The 15,772-nt window shown below is 72.0% G+C and carries 16 protein-coding genes; 7 read left to right on the top strand and 9 right to left on the bottom strand.

The window, feature by feature from the left end:
- Nucleotides 1–9 precede the first annotated feature (9 nt).
- Nucleotides 10–219 carry a DUF1508 domain-containing protein gene (locus tag ACIHFD_RS05305; protein WP_363981897.1) on the top strand — a complete coding sequence of 70 codons (210 nt, stop codon included), beginning with the start codon at nt 10–12 and terminating at the stop codon, nt 217–219.
- Here ACIHFD_RS05305 and ACIHFD_RS05300 read toward each other — a convergent pair.
- Complete coding sequence (locus ACIHFD_RS05300; RefSeq protein WP_355199461.1) at nt 196–714, bottom strand: VTT domain-containing protein; 519 nt, start codon at nt 712–714, stop codon at nt 196–198. The two genes, ACIHFD_RS05305 and ACIHFD_RS05300, sit on opposite strands and share 24 nt — an antisense overlap.
- A 153-nt stretch (nt 715–867) precedes the next feature.
- On the opposite strand from ACIHFD_RS05300, the gene ACIHFD_RS05295 reads away from it, so the two are divergent.
- Entirely contained in the window at nt 868–1,368 is a 501-nt protein-coding gene (locus ACIHFD_RS05295) for a hypothetical protein (RefSeq protein WP_397365712.1), read from the top strand.
- Here ACIHFD_RS05295 and ACIHFD_RS05290 read toward each other — a convergent pair.
- The 3 genes from ACIHFD_RS05290 to ACIHFD_RS05280 form a co-directional block, all read right to left on the bottom strand.
- Nucleotides 1,337–4,732, bottom strand: coding sequence for a BTAD domain-containing putative transcriptional regulator (locus ACIHFD_RS05290; protein WP_350728114.1), 3,396 nt, complete (start codon nt 4,730–4,732; stop codon nt 1,337–1,339). The genes ACIHFD_RS05295 and ACIHFD_RS05290 overlap by 32 nt on opposite strands.
- A gap of 66 nt (nt 4,733–4,798) precedes the next feature.
- A complete protein-coding gene (locus ACIHFD_RS05285; RefSeq protein WP_397365711.1) occupies nt 4,799–5,857 on the bottom strand; it encodes a lysylphosphatidylglycerol synthase domain-containing protein in 1,059 nt (352 codons plus the stop codon).
- Nucleotides 5,858–5,906: 49 nt separating this feature from the next.
- Nucleotides 5,907–6,725 carry a PIG-L deacetylase family protein gene (locus tag ACIHFD_RS05280; protein WP_397365710.1) on the bottom strand — a complete coding sequence of 273 codons (819 nt, stop codon included), beginning with the start codon at nt 6,723–6,725 and terminating at the stop codon, nt 5,907–5,909.
- A gap of 38 nt (nt 6,726–6,763) precedes the next feature.
- On the opposite strand from ACIHFD_RS05280, the gene ACIHFD_RS05275 reads away from it, so the two are divergent.
- Nucleotides 6,764–7,870, top strand: a complete 1,107-nt coding sequence (locus tag ACIHFD_RS05275) for a glycosyltransferase (RefSeq protein WP_397365709.1) — start codon at nt 6,764–6,766, stop codon at nt 7,868–7,870.
- On the opposite strand, the gene ACIHFD_RS05270 is transcribed toward ACIHFD_RS05275, so the two are convergent.
- The 3 genes from ACIHFD_RS05270 to ACIHFD_RS05260 form a co-directional block, all read right to left on the bottom strand.
- Nucleotides 7,846–9,315 carry a DUF2079 domain-containing protein gene (locus ACIHFD_RS05270; protein WP_397365708.1) on the bottom strand — a complete coding sequence of 490 codons (1,470 nt, stop codon included), beginning with the start codon at nt 9,313–9,315 and terminating at the stop codon, nt 7,846–7,848. The genes ACIHFD_RS05275 and ACIHFD_RS05270 overlap by 25 nt on opposite strands.
- A gap of 93 nt (nt 9,316–9,408) precedes the next feature.
- Entirely contained in the window at nt 9,409–9,825 is a 417-nt protein-coding gene (locus ACIHFD_RS05265) for a hypothetical protein (RefSeq protein ID WP_397365707.1), read from the bottom strand.
- Between the two features lie 67 nt (nt 9,826–9,892).
- Complete coding sequence (locus tag ACIHFD_RS05260; protein ID WP_397365706.1) at nt 9,893–10,447, bottom strand: DUF1707 domain-containing protein; 555 nt, start codon at nt 10,445–10,447, stop codon at nt 9,893–9,895.
- Nucleotides 10,448–10,627: 180 nt separating this feature from the next.
- On the opposite strand from ACIHFD_RS05260, the gene ACIHFD_RS05255 reads away from it, so the two are divergent.
- A complete protein-coding gene (locus ACIHFD_RS05255) occupies nt 10,628–11,560 on the top strand; it encodes an anti-sigma factor RsbA family regulatory protein (protein ID WP_397365705.1) in 933 nt (310 codons plus the stop codon).
- Between the two features lie 13 nt (nt 11,561–11,573).
- Here ACIHFD_RS05255 and ACIHFD_RS05250 read toward each other — a convergent pair whose 3' ends face one another.
- Nucleotides 11,574–12,548: an aldo/keto reductase gene (locus ACIHFD_RS05250; RefSeq protein WP_397365704.1), complete on the bottom strand. Its 975-nt coding sequence runs from the start codon at nt 12,546–12,548 to the stop codon at nt 11,574–11,576.
- 214 nt (nt 12,549–12,762) lie between these two features.
- On the opposite strand from ACIHFD_RS05250, the gene ACIHFD_RS05245 reads away from it, so the two are divergent.
- Nucleotides 12,763–13,392: a DUF998 domain-containing protein gene (locus ACIHFD_RS05245; RefSeq protein WP_355199451.1), complete on the top strand. Its 630-nt coding sequence runs from the start codon at nt 12,763–12,765 to the stop codon at nt 13,390–13,392.
- On the opposite strand, the gene ACIHFD_RS05240 is transcribed toward ACIHFD_RS05245, so the two are convergent.
- Nucleotides 13,353–13,718, bottom strand: a complete 366-nt coding sequence (locus tag ACIHFD_RS05240) for a hypothetical protein (RefSeq protein ID WP_397365703.1) — start codon at nt 13,716–13,718, stop codon at nt 13,353–13,355. The two genes, ACIHFD_RS05245 and ACIHFD_RS05240, sit on opposite strands and share 40 nt — an antisense overlap.
- Nucleotides 13,719–13,802: 84 nt before the next feature.
- Between ACIHFD_RS05240 and ACIHFD_RS05235 the strand changes: the two genes are divergently transcribed.
- Both ACIHFD_RS05235 and ACIHFD_RS05230 read left to right on the top strand, forming a co-directional pair.
- On the top strand, nt 13,803–14,282 hold the full coding sequence (locus ACIHFD_RS05235; RefSeq protein ID WP_397365702.1) for a universal stress protein: 480 nt from the start codon (nt 13,803–13,805) through the stop codon (nt 14,280–14,282).
- An 87-nt stretch (nt 14,283–14,369) separates the two neighbouring features.
- Complete coding sequence (locus tag ACIHFD_RS05230; RefSeq protein WP_397365701.1) at nt 14,370–15,623, top strand: APC family permease; 1,254 nt, start codon at nt 14,370–14,372, stop codon at nt 15,621–15,623.
- The last annotated feature ends 149 nt before the right edge of the window (nt 15,624–15,772 follow it).

The raw sequence follows: 15,772 nt of genomic DNA, 5'->3' as shown, positions 1-15,772 counted from the left end.
GGAGCGGCAGTGGCGGGCAGGTTCGTGATCAGTGAGGACGGGCAGGGCGGATTCCGGTTCGCCCTCGTGGCGAACAACGGGCAGACGCTCGCGGTCGGCGAGGGCTACCCGAGCAAGGCCGCCTGCGTGAACGGCATCGAGACCGTGCGCAGGAACGCTCCCGAGGCCGCCATCGACGACCGGACCGGGCGGGGCCTAGGAGACCAGAGCCTTCTCTGACGCGGCCGCGCGCCGCTTCCTCCTGCGCCGCACCACCAGCCAGAACGCCGCCGCGACGGCCAGCACGGCCACGACCCCCGCCGTGACGGGCGAGCGCGCGGCCAGCTCCAGCCAGCCCCACACGAGCGCCGTGATGCCGAACCACCAGATCGGCGCCCAGGTCAGGCAGCCCAGCGCGCTCGCGACCACGTACCAGGGGTAGGACACCCGCAGCGCCCCCGCCACCCACGGCAGCGTGTGCCGGAGCATGGGCACCCAGAAGCAGCCGTAGACGGCCAGCGCGCCCCACTTCTCGACGACATGCTCGATCTTCGCGATGCGCTCGCGTCCCACCCGGGCGCCGACGCGCGAGTCGTAGAGCTTCACGCCGAGCTTGCGCCCGACCCAGTAGTAGACCTGGAACGCGCCGAACAGGGCCAGGATCAGGATGGCGCCCACCAGCCAGTAGGGCAGGCCGAGCCAATAAGGCCTCGTGGGATCGGCGATGCCGGTCATGCTCTCCCACCCCTCCCAAGCCTTAGGTCAGGCTTACCTTAGTTCAAGTTGCAAGCTTTCGCCATATCGGCTTGCAAGCCGCCGCAACCAGCCGACAAGCAGGCCTCAACCACCCGAGCTCACTCTATGGGTGAGGCAAAAGGGGTGTTGAAGATGGCGTCGAGAAGCGCGGCCGTCCTGGCGAGTGGCACGACGAACGCGGTCAAGCTCATCGTGGCCGCCCTGGCGTTCACCAGCGCGTACATCGGCTTCTCCGCCTACAGCGCAGCCGACGGCGCGCCGGCCGCCGTGACGACCATCACCCTGTCGGCCCGCGAGGTGCCCGTCGCCGAGGAGCTGGCCCCGGCCGCCCAGCCCGGCCAGGTCACCCTCGGCGGACTGGGCGGCGCCTGCTCGGGGCCGCTCGTCGCGCGCAGCGTGCTCGTCAGCCCCGAGCCCGGCCGGAGCGTGCACTACGGCTGGAAGCTCGCCCGCTGGAGCCCCTCCACCAAGTCGTGGCGCACGTACCTGGTCGACTACGACGGCTTCGTGGGCGCCGCGCAGACCGTCGAGTGGCGGCCCGAGCTCTCCGGCGACCCCGGCTGGTATCGCGTCGAGCTGTCGGCCAAGGGCGTCAAGACCGTCACGAGCGACCGTTTCCAGGTGAGCTGCTGACCGACCGCCGCGCCGCCTCCACCCAGCGCGGCACGCCGACCCGCTCGGCCACCTCCAGGGCCTTCTCGTAGTGGGCGCGGGCCGCGTCCGGCTGGCCCAGGCGCACGGCGAGGTCGCCCAGCGTCAGCGCCACCGGCCACAGCGCCACCACGCCGGTGCCCGCGCCCGCCACCCGGTCGGCGAACGGTTTGAGCTTGTCGTAGCAGTCGACCATCCGCTCCCGGTCGTCGAGCAGCATGCCGGCCAGCGCCCGCCAGGTCATGGCCAGCTCGTAGAGGAAGTCGGGCCGCACCGGCGGGCGGGTGGCGGCCACGGCCTTGGCGTCCTGGAGGTGCCCGGACGAGGCCAGGGCCAGCGCGTACGCGTCGAGCGTCCACTTGGCGCCCCGCCGGTGGGCGTCGGCGAGCAGGTCGACCATCTCGGCCGCCCGGCCGTCCACCAGGTGCAGGCAGAACGTCGTGATCAGCGGGAGGTCCTGGCGGCCCTCCAGCATGCCCGCCCGCGCCGTCATCCTGGTCGCGTCGCGATAGGCCCGCTCGGCGCCCGTGTAGTCGCCGGCGATCATCAGCCGCTGGCCCGCGTACCAGACCACGACCGCGGCCGGCGCCGACAGGTCGTACTGCCTGGCCAGGGCGTCGGCGGCGGACGCGTGCTGGTCGGCGACCGCGAACTCGCCCCTGGCCGCCGCGCACTCCAGCAGCACCAGGTGGGCCAGCGCCTGCGTGGCCATCTGCCCCGAGCGCTGCGCGACCTCCAGCAGCTCCCTGCCGATGCTCTCCCGGGTGTCCACGGCGGGGATGTCGTACGACTGCCGCAGCCGCCCGCTCAGCGCCGCCGCGATCAGCGTCGGGTCGCCGCTCTGCCGGGCCAGCTCCAGCGCCTCCAGCGACGCCTGACGCCCGCGCTCGGGGGAGGAGGAGCCCTCCAGCTCCAGCGCCAGCGTGGTCAGCAGGCTGGCCCGCAGCCGCTGCTCACCCTCGGGCAGCTCCATGAGCGCCTTCTCGGTGATGTCGACGATCTCCCACGCGGTGCGGGTGAAGTCGCGCGCGATGCCCTTGTGCGGCACGGCCAGCGACGCCGCCACCTTGGCGGTGATCTCCAGGTCGCCCAGCGGCAGCGCGGCGTCCATGGCCTGGCGGCGCAGCAGCCGGGCCGCCGTCATGTCGCCGCACAGCGCCAGCGCCCTGATCTGGCGCAGCATGAGCCGCAACCGCTCCTTGCTGCGCTCGGGCGTCTGCGCGCCGCTCTGCTCGTCGCGCGAGCGGTCGAACGCCGCGATGGCCTGCTCCCACAGGGTGGCCGCCTCGCGGTGGGCGAAGCGCCGCTCCGCCTGCTCGGCCGCCAGCCCCGCGTAGTGGACCGCCTTCCCGGCCGCGTCGGCCAGGAAGTAGTGGTGGGCCAGCGCCGCCACGTCGGACGGCGTGTGCTGCTCGATGACCGCCGCCACGGCCGCGTGCAGCCGCGTACGGCGCAGCCTGGAGGCGTCGGAGTAGATCGTGTCGCGCACCAGGTCGTGGTCGAACCTGAGCAGCCCGGGCCCCGGCTCGGTCACCAGCCCGGCCAGCAGCGCCGCCTCCACGGCCTCGATCACCGCGTCCTCGTCGCCCGACACGGCGATCAGCACGTCGAGATCGACGTCGCGCCCGATCACGGCGGCCTGGAGCAGGATCTGCTGGGCGCCGGACGGCAGCCGCGAGATGCGCCGCCGCAGCACGTCGCGCACGCCGGAGGGCACCTGCGAGAGCACCTCGGTGGCGCTGGCCCGGTCGGCCGCGCCCTCGGAGTCGAGCAGGCGCACGGTCTCGCGGACGAAGAACGGGTTGCCGCCCGTGCGCTCGACGATCGACTCGACCGCGTCCTCGTCGATGTCGCGTACGCACGTCGCCTTGACCAGCTCGGCCACGGCCTTCGGGTCGAGCCCCGACAGGCCCACGCGGACCGGGCCCAGCCTGGCCAGCGCGGCCAGCACGTCGGACTGGCGGTCGTCGAGCTCGCTCTCCCGGCACGTCACCACGAGCAGCACCCGGCTGGTCGCCAGCAGGCTCGGCAGCGCGCGCAGCAGGGCGAGCGTCTGGTCGTCGGCCCAGTGGAGGTCCTCCAGGGTCAGCAGCACCGGCGCGCGGCGCGCGACCCCGGCCAGGTAGCCGCCGACCGCGCGGTGCAGCCGGAAGCCGCCGGACGCCTCGTCCTCGTCGGGGTCGGGGGCGGCGTCGTCGAGCAGCGGCGCGAGCAGCTGCGCGTATTCGCCCGCGCCGGTCGCCACGGTGAGCGTGCGCAGGATCTCCACCCACGCCCAGCCCGGCGGGGTGGCGCTGGAGTCGGGGCACGCGCCGGACGCGGTGATCCAGCCGTCGGTGGCGAGCCTGCTCTCCAGCTGGCGCAGCAGCGTGGTCTTGCCCGCGCCGGCGACCCCGGCCACGATCGCGACCTGGAACCGGCCCGTGCGCGAGGCCGCCGTGGTCAGCCTGGCCAGCTCGGCGTCGCGGCCGACGAACGGCTCGGGCTCCAGCGGCGGCGGCTCGACGGCCGCAGCCGGTCTGGGCGGCCAGGTGTCGGTGACCGGCGCGGCGGGCCGTGCCGGGCGCGCCGTGACGGCCAGATCCAGCTCCGGGGACTGGGCCAGGATGTCGGACTCCAGCTTGCGCAGCGCGGGCCCCGGGTCGATGCCCAGCTCGTCGGCCAGGATGTTCCGGGCCCGGCGCAGCGCGGCCAGCGCGTCGCCCTGCCGCCCGCAGCGGTAGAGGCCCAGCGCCAGCAGCCGCCAGCCCTCCTCGCGCAGCGGGTTCTCGGTGGTGAGCGCCTCCAGGTCGGGAACGGTCTCCGCGTGCAGGCCGAGCCGCAGCCCGGTGTCGGCGTGCCGCTCGCGGGTCACGAGGCGCAGCTCCGCCAGCCGGTTGACCTCGGCCTCCGCCCACGACTGGTCGGCGAAGTCGGAATAGGGAGTGCCGCGCCACAGGCCCAGCGCCTTTTCCAGGCGGCCTCGGGCGGACTGCGGATCGCCCTCTTCGAGGTGCTCGCCCGCCGCGCGGACGAGCTGCTCGAACTTGAGCGCGTCGACCTGGTCGGAGGCCACCCGCAACGCGTAGCCGGACGCGACCGTCACCAGCAGCCGGTTGGGCCCCCCGCGCGGGCGGCCGGGCTCCAGCACCCGGCGCAGGCGCGAGATGTAGACCTGCAGGCCGGACTGCGCGCCCTTGGCCCCGTCGTCATCCCACAGATCGTAAAGAAGCGTGTCAACGGGCACGACCTGACCTCTGGCCACGAGAAGCCGGGCGAGGACGGCCCGCTGCCGCAACCCGCCGAGGTCGAGTTCGTCGTCGTGTTCGTACGCCTCGACTGGCCCCAGAACTCGGAACGCCACCATGTCAGCCGCCACGCTATGCGGGCCTAGGAATCACGCACAAGGTCTTTGATGGGTTTGGGATTGTCACTACTGGGCCTTCGAGATCGCGGACGGGGGCTCCGCCCCGGCGTTCCGGCCGTTGCGCCTGCGCAGGAGCGCCCATGCGCCCAGAGCCAGGCCGCCGAACGGGATCTCGATAGTGTAAGTCCAGAAGCCGAAAAGCAGTGCGGTCGCGGTGGCCGGAGCGACTCCGACACCGAAGCCTTCGGTGAGGAGGAGCACCACGCCGCCCTCCATGATCCCGGCCCCGCTGGGCGTGATCAGGACGGCGGTGAGCACGCGGGAGAGGGCGAAGACGGCGATCGACTGGGCGAACCCCGGCCAGGCGCCCGTCACCTGGAGGCACAGCGCCATGATCGACCACTGGAACCCCAGGAAGAACACCATCGCCAGCGACAGCCCGGGCCATCTCGACCTGACGACGCCGGCGGTGTCGGCACGCAGCTTGTGGAACGCGTCCGAGGCGTGGATCTTCAGCCGCAGCAGCCGGGTGACGCCGTCGAGCGCGCGGCCGAGCGCGACGGCGGCGCGGTCCCAGTAAAGAGCGACCGCCACGATCACGCAGAGCACGAGGATCGAGATCGCGCCCGTCCACCCGGCCTTGGCGACGGTGGGGTTGGGCGCCTCGCCGGCCGCCAGCAGCGCGATGATCCCGACCGCCGGCAGGATGAACCTGAACATCGTGTTCCAGATGCCGCTGACCAGCGTCATGACCACGATCGACCGGCTGGAGAAGCCCCAGCCCCTGGTCATCGCGAACGACACCGCCACGCCGACCGCCCCGCCGAACGGCAGCAGGTTGCTGACCGCGCTCCCGGCCGCGTTGAGCGTGAGGCCCTGGAGGTTGTTGAGGCCGGGCAGGGAGTTGGTCAGCACGAACGTGTACGCCAGCAGGCTCAGCAGCCACAGCACGGTCATCAGCGCGATCTCGCCGGCGCCGAGCGTGCCGAAGACCTTGCCGATCTCGTGCCAGGAGACGGGCTTGCCGGTGAGCGTGCGCACGATCTGCGGAAGGTAGATCACGAGCAGCACGGCCAGCCCGAGCGACAGCACGGACAGCGCGATCTGGAGCCACTTGTTCTTCATCGGGGTCCAGTCTGACGGGTCGCCGGACGAGGATCCTCCTTCGGAGGAATCATTTCGGCCACTGGTCGAAGGGATGAGTGAGCCGGGTGCCCGGCGGCAGGTCGCGGCGGACGTACCACTCGGTGCCGAAGACGAGGCGGTAGATCGGGCGCGGGACCTTCAGCATGACGGCGAGCGTGCGGTCGCTGTCGCCGCCGCTGGCCTGGGAGGTGTGCGCGGCCATGGAGGCCCGCTTCTGGCGGGTGTATTTCCTGACGTTGACCCGGTGGGTGATCGTCTCGCTCGACGAGTACGCGCTCTCGAACGTCCGTACGTCGAACTCCGGCGGGAACTTGTAGAACCGGCCCGCCAGCCGCAGCAGCCTGACCAGCGGATCGCGGTTGACCGTCGCCTCCAGGACGATCTCGGTCCCGGCGATCTTGGCCGCCCGTTTGCCCACCCGGTGCACCTGCACGTGGTCGGGGTGCCCGTAGCCGCCCGCCGGATCGTAGATCGCCAGCAGGTCGGCCTCCTCCTCCTGCAGGATCGCGGCCAGCGCCTTGGCCGCCGCCTCGGTGTCGGCGTCGATGAAGGCGTTGTCGGGCCGCTCCTCGGCGATGCCGCCCTTGGGGCTCAGCCCCGAGTCGCCGTAGCCGAGGCACTCCACGCGGGCGCAGCCGAGCAGCGCGGCCGACTCGTAGAGCTCCTTGAGCCTGGTCTCGCCGAGCGCCTCGCCGGGCTCCATCTCGGCCAGGCCGCGCTCGCCCGCGGTGGCCACCACGAGCACCACGCGGTGTCCCTCGGCCGCGAGCATCGCCATGGTGCCCGCCGTCAGCAGGGCCTCGTCGTCAGGGTGAGCGTGAAAGAACACTGCGGTACGTGGAGGCACACGCCCAGATTAGTCTGGGAGGGGTGCGGATCTTTCACGTGAGCGACTGTTACCTGCCGCGACTCGGAGGGATCGAGGTCCAGGTGGCCGATCTCGTGCGGATGCAGCGGGAGGCGGGACACGATGTCTCCGTCGCCACGGCGACGAGGGGCGAGCCGCTGCCGGGGGTCCACCGGATCGTCGCCAGAATGCCGTTCGACCTGCCCGTTCACCCGTTCGGAGTGGGGCATCTCACGCGCCGGCTCACGTCCCTGCGCCCCGACGTGGTGCACGTGCACACGGGGGCGGTCTCGCCGTTCGCCTGGATGGGCGTGCGGGCCGCCGCGCGGGCCGGGCTGCCGTGTGTGGTGACCGTGCACAGCATGTGGGACCCGGTCACGCGGGCGCTCTACCGGCTGCTGCGGCTGGCGTTCGGCTGGCAGCGGTGGCGGCTGGTGGCGACCACGGTCAGCAACGCCGCCGCGGTCCCGATCCGCGCCGTGGCCGGGCCCGAGGTGCCGGTCCGGGTGGTCTCCAACGGCCTTGACCTGTCGGGCTGGGCGCCGCCTCCCGGCACGCCCGACCGGCGGGAAGAGGCGCATGAGGTGCACATCGTCGCGGTGGGCCGGCTGGCGCCGCGCAAGCAGCCCGTACGCCTGCTGAGGCTGCTCCAGGCGGCCAGGCGGCGGGTGCCCGCCAGGATCCCCATGCGGGCCACCATCGTCGGCGACGGGCCGGCTCGCGGCCAGATGGAACGTTTTCTCGCCCGGCACGGCATGGCCGGCTGGGTCTCCCTGCCGGGCCGCTACACGCGGGAGCAGATCGCGAAGGTGCTGGAGGCCGCGGACGTGTTCGTGGCGCCCGCGCCGCGCGAGTCGTTCGGCATCGCGGCGCTGGAGGCGCGGGCGGCGGGGCTGCCGGTGGTGGCCAGGGCGCAGAGCGGGGTCGCCGACTTCGTCGCGGACGGCACGGAGGGGCTGCTCGGCCACACGCTCGGCGACCTGGCCCGCGCGGTGGCCCGGCTCTGCACGGACGCGGCGCTGCGCGAGTCGATCGCCGCGCACAACCGGGCGACCCCTCCGGCGGCGGGCTCGTGGCCGTCGGTCCTCGACGGGTTCGACCGGGCCTACGCGGAGGCGCTTCAGCCGCGCCGGAGCACCACGTAGCCGTCGCGCTCGAACACCTTCGCGTACCCCTGGCCCTGCAGCGCGTCGACCGCGGCGCGCTGCTCGTCCGCCGAGCCGAAGGGGAACTCCCAGCGGGAGGTGTCGGCCACCACCCACGGCGCGCCGTGCGACTGGGCCGTCCACAGCAGGACGGTGGTCCTGGAGGTCAGGGCAGGGCCGACGGAGTTGACCGCCTCGACGGTGACCCCGGAGGGCACCTTGCTCACGGCCTCGGCGGCGGCGGCCGCCTTGGGCTCCTGGTAGAAGGGCGGATGGTAGAGCTGGTCCAGCGCGAATCTGGGCACCAGGGTGATCGCGACCACGCAGGCGGCCGTCGCCCAGGCGAGCTTGAGCGAGGTGTCGTCGGAGCGCTTCATCCAGCGCAGCAGCCTGGCCAGCCCGTCCACGCCCGCGCAGAAGAGGATGACCACGGTGAACGCGCTGTACTGGAAGTCGGCCTGCCACCACTGGGAGCGGTCGGACAACATGCGCTCCAGCACGTGCGGCAGCGCCACCAGCGACAGCGGCGAGAGCAGGCACAGCAGCAGCGTCGGCCACACCAGCAGGAACAGCGTGTCGACCTTGGCCTCCTCGCTGAACGGCAGCAGCACGGCCGCGATCGGGTCGCGCAGCAGCGCCAGGATCGCGCTCGGCACGTCGGGGCCGAGATGGTTGTAGGCCCAGAAGTCCTTGGAGTCGCCGCCGAAGGCCGTGATCGCCAGCCCACGTACGAGCAGGACGGCCCCCGTCCCGAGCGCCATGCAGAGCAGCCCCCGCAGCCGGTCGCCCAGGACGATCAGGCACAGCCCCGCCCCGATCACCATCAGCCCCATGTCCTCCTTGACCAGCAGGAGGTCGAGCATCGCGATGAGGGCCGGCAGCCGGTGGCCGGCGTGGTAGCGCTCGATCATGATCGCGGTGAGCACGGGGACGAACATGACCTCGTGCGCGTCGAACGCGACGGCCTGCGCGACGGGCCACGACAGCGCGTACGCCACGGAGACCAGGTAGGCGGGCGCCACGCCGAGCACGCGCCGGGTGAACAGCCAGATGAACGGGATCGCGGCGGCGAACAGCAGCGCCTGCGCGACGATCAGCGTCTCGGGCCCGTCGTGGATCCAGTAGAAGGGCGCGAGCATCGCGTAGACGGGCGAGAAATGGTCGGCGAGCTGCACGTAGTCCATGCCCCGCCCGTGGAACATGCCCAGCACGGGGATGTGCGGCGGCCGCAGCGCCGCGTAGTTGCGCACCGCCTGGTCCACGATCACCAGGTCGAACGACGTGGCCCGGAACGTGGCCAGCTTGACCAGGCCGAGCATGGCGTAGGCCACCGCGGCGACGAGCGCGATGGCGCCCACTCGTACGCGGTGGCCGGACAGCCGGATCTTCCAGAGGAAGGCGGCGGCGGACGCCCCCTGTCGCGCCGCCAGAGTGTCACCCGTCACGGGCAGCAAGGGTAGAACGAATCCACCCGAACGTGGCGCGGCCGCCGCGCCGTCCTGCCCCCCACAGGCGGAACGGCGACCGCGGGCTCAGCGTCAGCTGCAGGCAGAGGTGATCTTGGTCGAGAAGCCCTGCATCTTGCCCGTGAACGAGGACACTTCGGCCAGGTCGCCCTTCTCCAGGGTCTCGAAACCGGCGGCGAGGTCGTTCAGTGCGGCGGCGACTTCGCCGTCGTACTTGCCCGCGAGCTCCTTGGTCTTGCTTGCCGCGTCCTTCGAGGCCGTGCCGATGGCCTTCGTGTCGGTGGCGTCCTTGGTGATCGTGGTCGTCCACTCATTCATGATCTTGGTGGCCTCCTGGGCGGCGGTGTTGCAGTCAACCGCCTGGCCCAGCGCACCACAGCCGGTGCTCGTGAGGACAGCAAGGGTCAGCGTCGCGGCCGCGACGGCCAGGCGACGACGAGGGGGAGTCATTTCTTGCCCTTCGGTGGTTTCTACGAACGAAGGGAACATTATGGATCAGCCCTTGACTGTCGCTTGCACCCCACTAACACCACGGGTATCAAGTGGGCGTAAAGCCTCAGCGGGCGAGCCAGCGTTTGCGCGGGTAGCGGACGGTCAGGCTGCCGTACTTCGTGCTGCCGCTGATCACCACGTGCACGGCGCCAGGGCGGGGCCTGCCGGGCACGTCGGAGGTGTGGACCTGGCCCCAGTCGCTGCGGAACGCGTCCACGTTCGCGACGCCGCCGTCCGGGAGGATGATCTTGGCGGAGCCGTACGCGAGGTCGAGCTCGATGTCCACCACCGGGTGGGTGATGACGGCCTCGGAGAGGTCCAGCTCGACGCCGCCGTACTTGGAGGCCACCCGCAGCCGCCGGGGGACGGCCCAGTCGCCGGCGCGCTTGATCTGGCCGTTCTTGGACTCCAGCTTGACCACGTCGTCGACCTGCGGCTGGTCGGTGGGGAGATCCTCGATCAGGCCCAGCAGTTCGCCGTAGGTCCTCGCGGTGAGGGCGATCTCAAGGCGGTCTTCGAGCTCCAGCTGGGTGAGCCGGCCTTCGGCGAAGGCGTGCTGGAGCTGTTGCGCGGTGCGCTCTCGGTCCTCGTCGGACACTCGCATCTGCAATTGCGACATATCTTGAGCATAGAGTCGCAGCGCTCAGAACGGGAGTTGTCGGCCGGAAGGGGTGCGGAGATCAAGGGGGAGCGGCCCCCGGACGAGGCGGGGGCGGCGAACGACCCGGATTCGCTTCACGCCAATTACGTACCCACCGGATTGCTGTGAAGTCATCTTCCTTGGGTAGCGTGAATTCTGATGTTGGCGGAACCGTTCACACACCCGGCGCTCCTCTATCGGGGCGACCGGGAATATGTGGCTGCCACCAGCGCATTCGTCCGCGCGGGGCTGGCCCTGGACGAGCCTGTCGCGATCGCGGTGCCGGCCCGCAATCTGGCCCTGATCGAGGCCGAGCTCGGCGACGACGCCAAGTCCGTGCACCTGCTCGACATGCAGGAGGCCGGGCGCAATCCGGGGCGGATCATCCCTGCCGTGCTGCGCGACTTCGCCGACCGGCATACCGGCGGGCACGTGCGGATCATCGGAGAGCCGCTCTGGCCGGGGCGCACCAGGACGGAATACGGGGCCGCCGCGCAGCATGAGGCGCTGATCAACCTGTCGTTCGCGGGGCGGCAAGTCACGATCCTGTGCCCGTACGACGCCGACCGGCTCGCTCCCGAGGTCCTCCAGGAGGCGGAGCGCACCCACCCCGTGCTGTGCGACCTCTCGGGGGAGTGGGCCAGCGCCGAATACGCGCCCGAGCTGGTGGTCTCCGCGCACAACCGGCCGCTCGACGAGCCCGCCGACTTCGTCTCTCTGCGCTTCGACCGCACCAGCCTGTCGGCGGCCCGCGGCCTGGCCGCGCGGCGGGCGGTGGAGATGGGGTTCTCCGGCGACCGGCTCGACGACATCCAGCTGACGGTGGCCGAGCTGGGCGCCAACAGCCTCGACCACGGCGGCGGCTCGGGCACGATCCGGGCCTGGGCCGAGGGCAGGCGGCTGGTGTGCGAGGTCAGCGACGCCGGGCACATCACCGACCCGCTGGTGGGCCGCCGCCCGGTCGACCCGCGCCACGCGGGGTCGCGCGGGCTGCTGATCGTCAACCTCCTGAGCGACCTCGTACGCGTGCACACCCGCCCGGGGGCGACCGCCATCCGCGTCTACTTCGACGCGCCCGGCCCCGTCGCCTGAGCCCGGCCGGCGACTACCCCTCGATCTCCGACATATCCGGATAACGGGTGCCGGCGACGGCGTCCGCCGGGACGGCGCGGGCCAGGGCGGCGAGCTGGTCGGCGGTCAGCGTGATGTCGGCCGCCGCCACGTTCTCCTCCAGGTACGTCAGCCGCTTCGTCCCCGGGATCGGCACGACGTCGTCCCCCTGGGCCAGCACCCAGGCCAGCGCGAGCTGCGCGGCGGTGATCCCGGCGGCGTCGGCGATCTTCCGTACCTCCGCGACCAGCCCGGCGTTGCGCTCGGCGTTCTCGCCCGCGAGGCGCGGCATCCACCGGCGGACGTCGTCCTCGGACAGCTCCTCCACGGGCGGCAGCGCGCCGGACAGGAAGCCGCGGCTGATCGGCGAGTACGCCACCAGCGCCACGCCCAGTTCCCTGGCCGTGGGCAGGATCTCCGCCTCCAGCCCCCGGGTGAACAGCGAGTACTCGCTCTGCAGGGCCGTGATCGGGTGGACGGCCGAGGCCCTGCGCAGGGTGTCCGCGCTCACCTCCGACAGCCCGAGATGGCCTACCTTGCCCTGCTCGACCAGCTCGGCCATCGCGCCGACCGATTCCTCGACGGGGACGTTCCTGTTGCGGCGGTGCATGTAGTACAGGTCGATGTGGTCCACGCCGAGGCGCCGGAGCGAGGCGTCGCAGGCGGCCCTGATGTACTCCGGGCTGTTCTCGACGGAGCGGGTGCCGGCGCCGCGCTTGACGCCGAACTTGGTGGCCAGCACCACCTCGTCCCGCCGGTCCTTGACGGCCCGGCCGACGAGCTCTTCGTTGGCCCCGAGCCCGTACGTGTCGGCCGTGTCCAGAAAATTCATGCCCAGGTCGAGTGCGCGGTGGATGACGGCGATCGACTCCTTCTCGTCGCCCGGGCCGTAGAAGTCGGACATGCCCATGCAGCCGAGGCCCAGCGCCGAGACCTGAGGCCCGCCGTTCCCGAGAGTGCGCTTCTTCATGTTTCCAGGTTCACCCCTGGAGTGCGTTCCAGGTCAAACCGGGTCAGGCGCCCGGGACCCACCCTGAGGGGGGAGTCCCTACTCAGGGTCACGTCTGCGCAGGTGGCCGGGTGTTCTCAGGGTCGTTTCCGACCGAGGTATTAAGGGATCGTTCAGGTCACTTCAGGGTCGATCTCCGATATTCCGCGAGGCCGCGTTCCACGAACTTTGAGGCATGAAGGCATTGCTTGTCAGCGGATTCGCGGCCATCGGCACCGGAAGCGGCGCCATGCTCACCCTCCACGCGGAATCCGACCTCGACCCGTTGCACAGCGTCATCAGCGAGTACGCCTTCCAGGCGTCCGGCTGGTTGCTGCCCGCCTCGCTGACGTTGTTCGCGGTGGGCTCCGCGTTGATCGCCGAGGCGATGCGCCGCGCCGGGATGAGCCGCTGGGTCGTCGCGCTGCTGCTGGCGTGGGGGGCGAGCATGTTCCTGATCGGCGCCTTTCCCACCGACCGGCCGGGAGTGCCGCTGTCGTTGTCGGGTGGCATCCACCGGTACGCCGCCTTCGCCGCGTTCCTGGTGATGCCCGCGGCGGGGATGCTGCTGGCCAAGGCCAGGATCCGGTACGCCAGGGCGGTGCGGATCCTCAGCGGGGTGGCGCTCGGAGCGCTGCTGCTGGTCGTGGTCCCGTACGTGGTGCGGATGTTCGGCATCCCGTTGACCAACGACGAGATCCCGGCCGGGCTGACCCAGCGGGCCGTGGTGGTCACCGAAATCGGCGTGCTGGCGCTGGCCGGGCTGTCGATGCTCAAGCCGCTGGCTCAGCGCTCCCAGGGTGGCTCCTCGCCCAGCTTGGCGTAATAGTGCGCCAGGTGCTCCTTGACGCGTTCGATGTCCTTCTTCGGCAGATCGACCCCGCCCCTGGCGCCCTCCATGACCGCGGCCGCAGCGAACACGGCCCGGGGCACCGCCTTCAGTTCCCCGTTCACGACGTCGGCGATCGGCAGCTTGTACGCTCCGAACTCGTCGGCGTCGTCGGCGTCGTACCAGCTGAAGGCCTCGCGGTATTTCGCGTTCGGCTTGTCCTCGGCGTCCGCCCACTTACGCACCCGCTTGTCCGCCGCGGCGGCGTCCCACTCGCGATCGCGCTGGGCGAGGGGCAGGTCGTGGAATCGCGTAACGGTCATAAGAGGCGGCTACCCCTGACGTAGGCGTGAAACGGCTTGCCCGGGATAGAGGTACGGGCCCGATCACGATGTGGGAGTGCTGAGATGACGATTTTGATTGCGTATGACGGTTCCGACGACGCCAAGGCCGCGATCGCCTTCGCGGGCGAGCTCCTGAAGGGGGAGTCCGCCGTCGTGCTGACGGTGTGGGAGCGGGCGGCGATGGCCTCGGCCAGGGCCTCCGCCGGGCTCATGATGGCGATCGACCAGCTGGGCACGGAGGACGCGGCGATCGAGGGGGCGATGCGGGAGCTCGCCGAGCACGGCGCGGACCTCGCCCGCAAGGCCGGCCTGGACGCGACCCCGCGGTGCGATGCGGACTCGGTGGCGGTGTGGTCGACGATCGTGGACGTGGCCGACGAGATCGACGCCAGGCTCGTCGTGACGGGGACGCGCGGGTTCGGCGGGGTACGTTCGCTGCTGCTCGGCAGCACGTCCGACCGGGTGCTGCACAACGCGGGCCGGCCGGTGCTGGTCGTGCCCGCCCCCGCCACCGACGACGCCGCTGACGACGCGGACACCTGACGGCAGGTGTTCACCCCGCCGTCGGCCGGGTTGTCGGTGCGATGCGGCAGAGTAGGAGCCTCCTGAGGCGGGAGAGGAGGCGGGCACGTGCCGGAGGAGCTGTCGCGGCGGCTCGGCACCACCGACGCGGTCGTGGTGGGGCTGAGCGCGATGATCGGCGCGGGTGTGTTCGCGGCCTTCGCGCCCGCCGCGGCCGCCGCGGGCGCTTGGCTGCCAGTGGCGCTCGTGCTGGCCGGCGTCGTGGCGTACTGCAACGCCACCTCCTCGGCCCGCCTGGCCGCGCTCTACCCCGAGTCCGGCGGCACCTACGTCTACGGCAGGCGGCGGCTCGGCCCGCTCTGGGGCTACCTGGCGGGCTGGGGCTTCACGGTCGGCAAGACGGCCTCGTGCGCGGCGATGGCGCTCACGTTCGGCGCCTACGTCGCCCCCGCGCTGGCCAGGCCGCTGGCCGTCGGCGCGGTCGCCGCGCTGACGGCGGTCAGCCTGTACGGCGTGCAGCGCTCGGCCGGGGTGGCCCGGGTGATCGTCGTGTTCGTGCTGGCCGTGCTCGCCGCGGTGGTGGTCACGGGGCTGCTCGGCGACGACACGGTCACGTTCGGCTGGTTCGCCTACGAGCCCCTGCCCGGGTCACAGGCCGACGTCTGGGGTGTGTTGCAGGCGGCCGGGCTGCTGTTCTTCGCGTTCGCCGGTTATGCCCGGATCGCCACCCTCGGCGAGGAGGTGCGCGACCCGGCCCGCACCATCCCCCGGGCGGTCGGCATCGCGCTGGGCGTCACGTTCGTCGTCTACGCGCTGGTCGCGGCGGCCGCGCTGCGCGCGCTCGGGCCGGAGCTGCTGGCCAGGTCCCCGGCGCCGCTGGCCGGCGTCGTCAGGGCGGCCGGGGCCCCGTGGCTGGTGCCGGTGGTGGGCGCCGGGGCCGCGGTGGCGGCGCTGGGCGCGCTGATGGCGCTGCTGCTGGGCGTTTCGCGCACGGTCCTGGCCATGGCACGCGAGCGCGACCTGCCCGGCGCGCTGGCGGTGGTGGATCCGGCGCGGCAGGTGCCGCGCCGGGCCGAGCTGGCCGTCGGGGCCGCGGTGATCGTGCTGCTGCTGGTCGCCGACCTGCGGGGGGCGATCGGGTTCTCGTCGTTCGGCGTGCTGGTCTACTACGGCATCGCCAACGCGTGCGCGCTCACGCTCGGCCGCGCGGAAGGCGCGCCGCCCCGGCCGGTCGCCGGGCTGGGGCTGGGCCTGTGCGTGCTGCTGGCCGCCACGCTCCCGCCGGCGTCGGTGCTGGCGGGCCTGGCGGTCTTCGCGGTCGGCCTGGCCGTCTGGCTGTTCCGCCACCGCGCCGGGCGTTAACGGGTGGCCGGGGCGGGTGCAGGTCGTTAGCATGGGCGGCATGACGATCTCGCCGAAGATGATGGCCCCTTAGGGGGTTTCGTCGGCGACGTCTTGTCGAGGCCCTGCGAGCGGGGCCTCTCGTCGTGTTCGGGGCCCCTTGGAGGCAC

Source organism: Nonomuraea sp. NPDC051941, assembly GCF_044593615.1.
The sequence above is the reverse complement of the archived record's forward strand: the minus strand, read 5'-3'. Positions and strand labels throughout refer to the sequence as shown.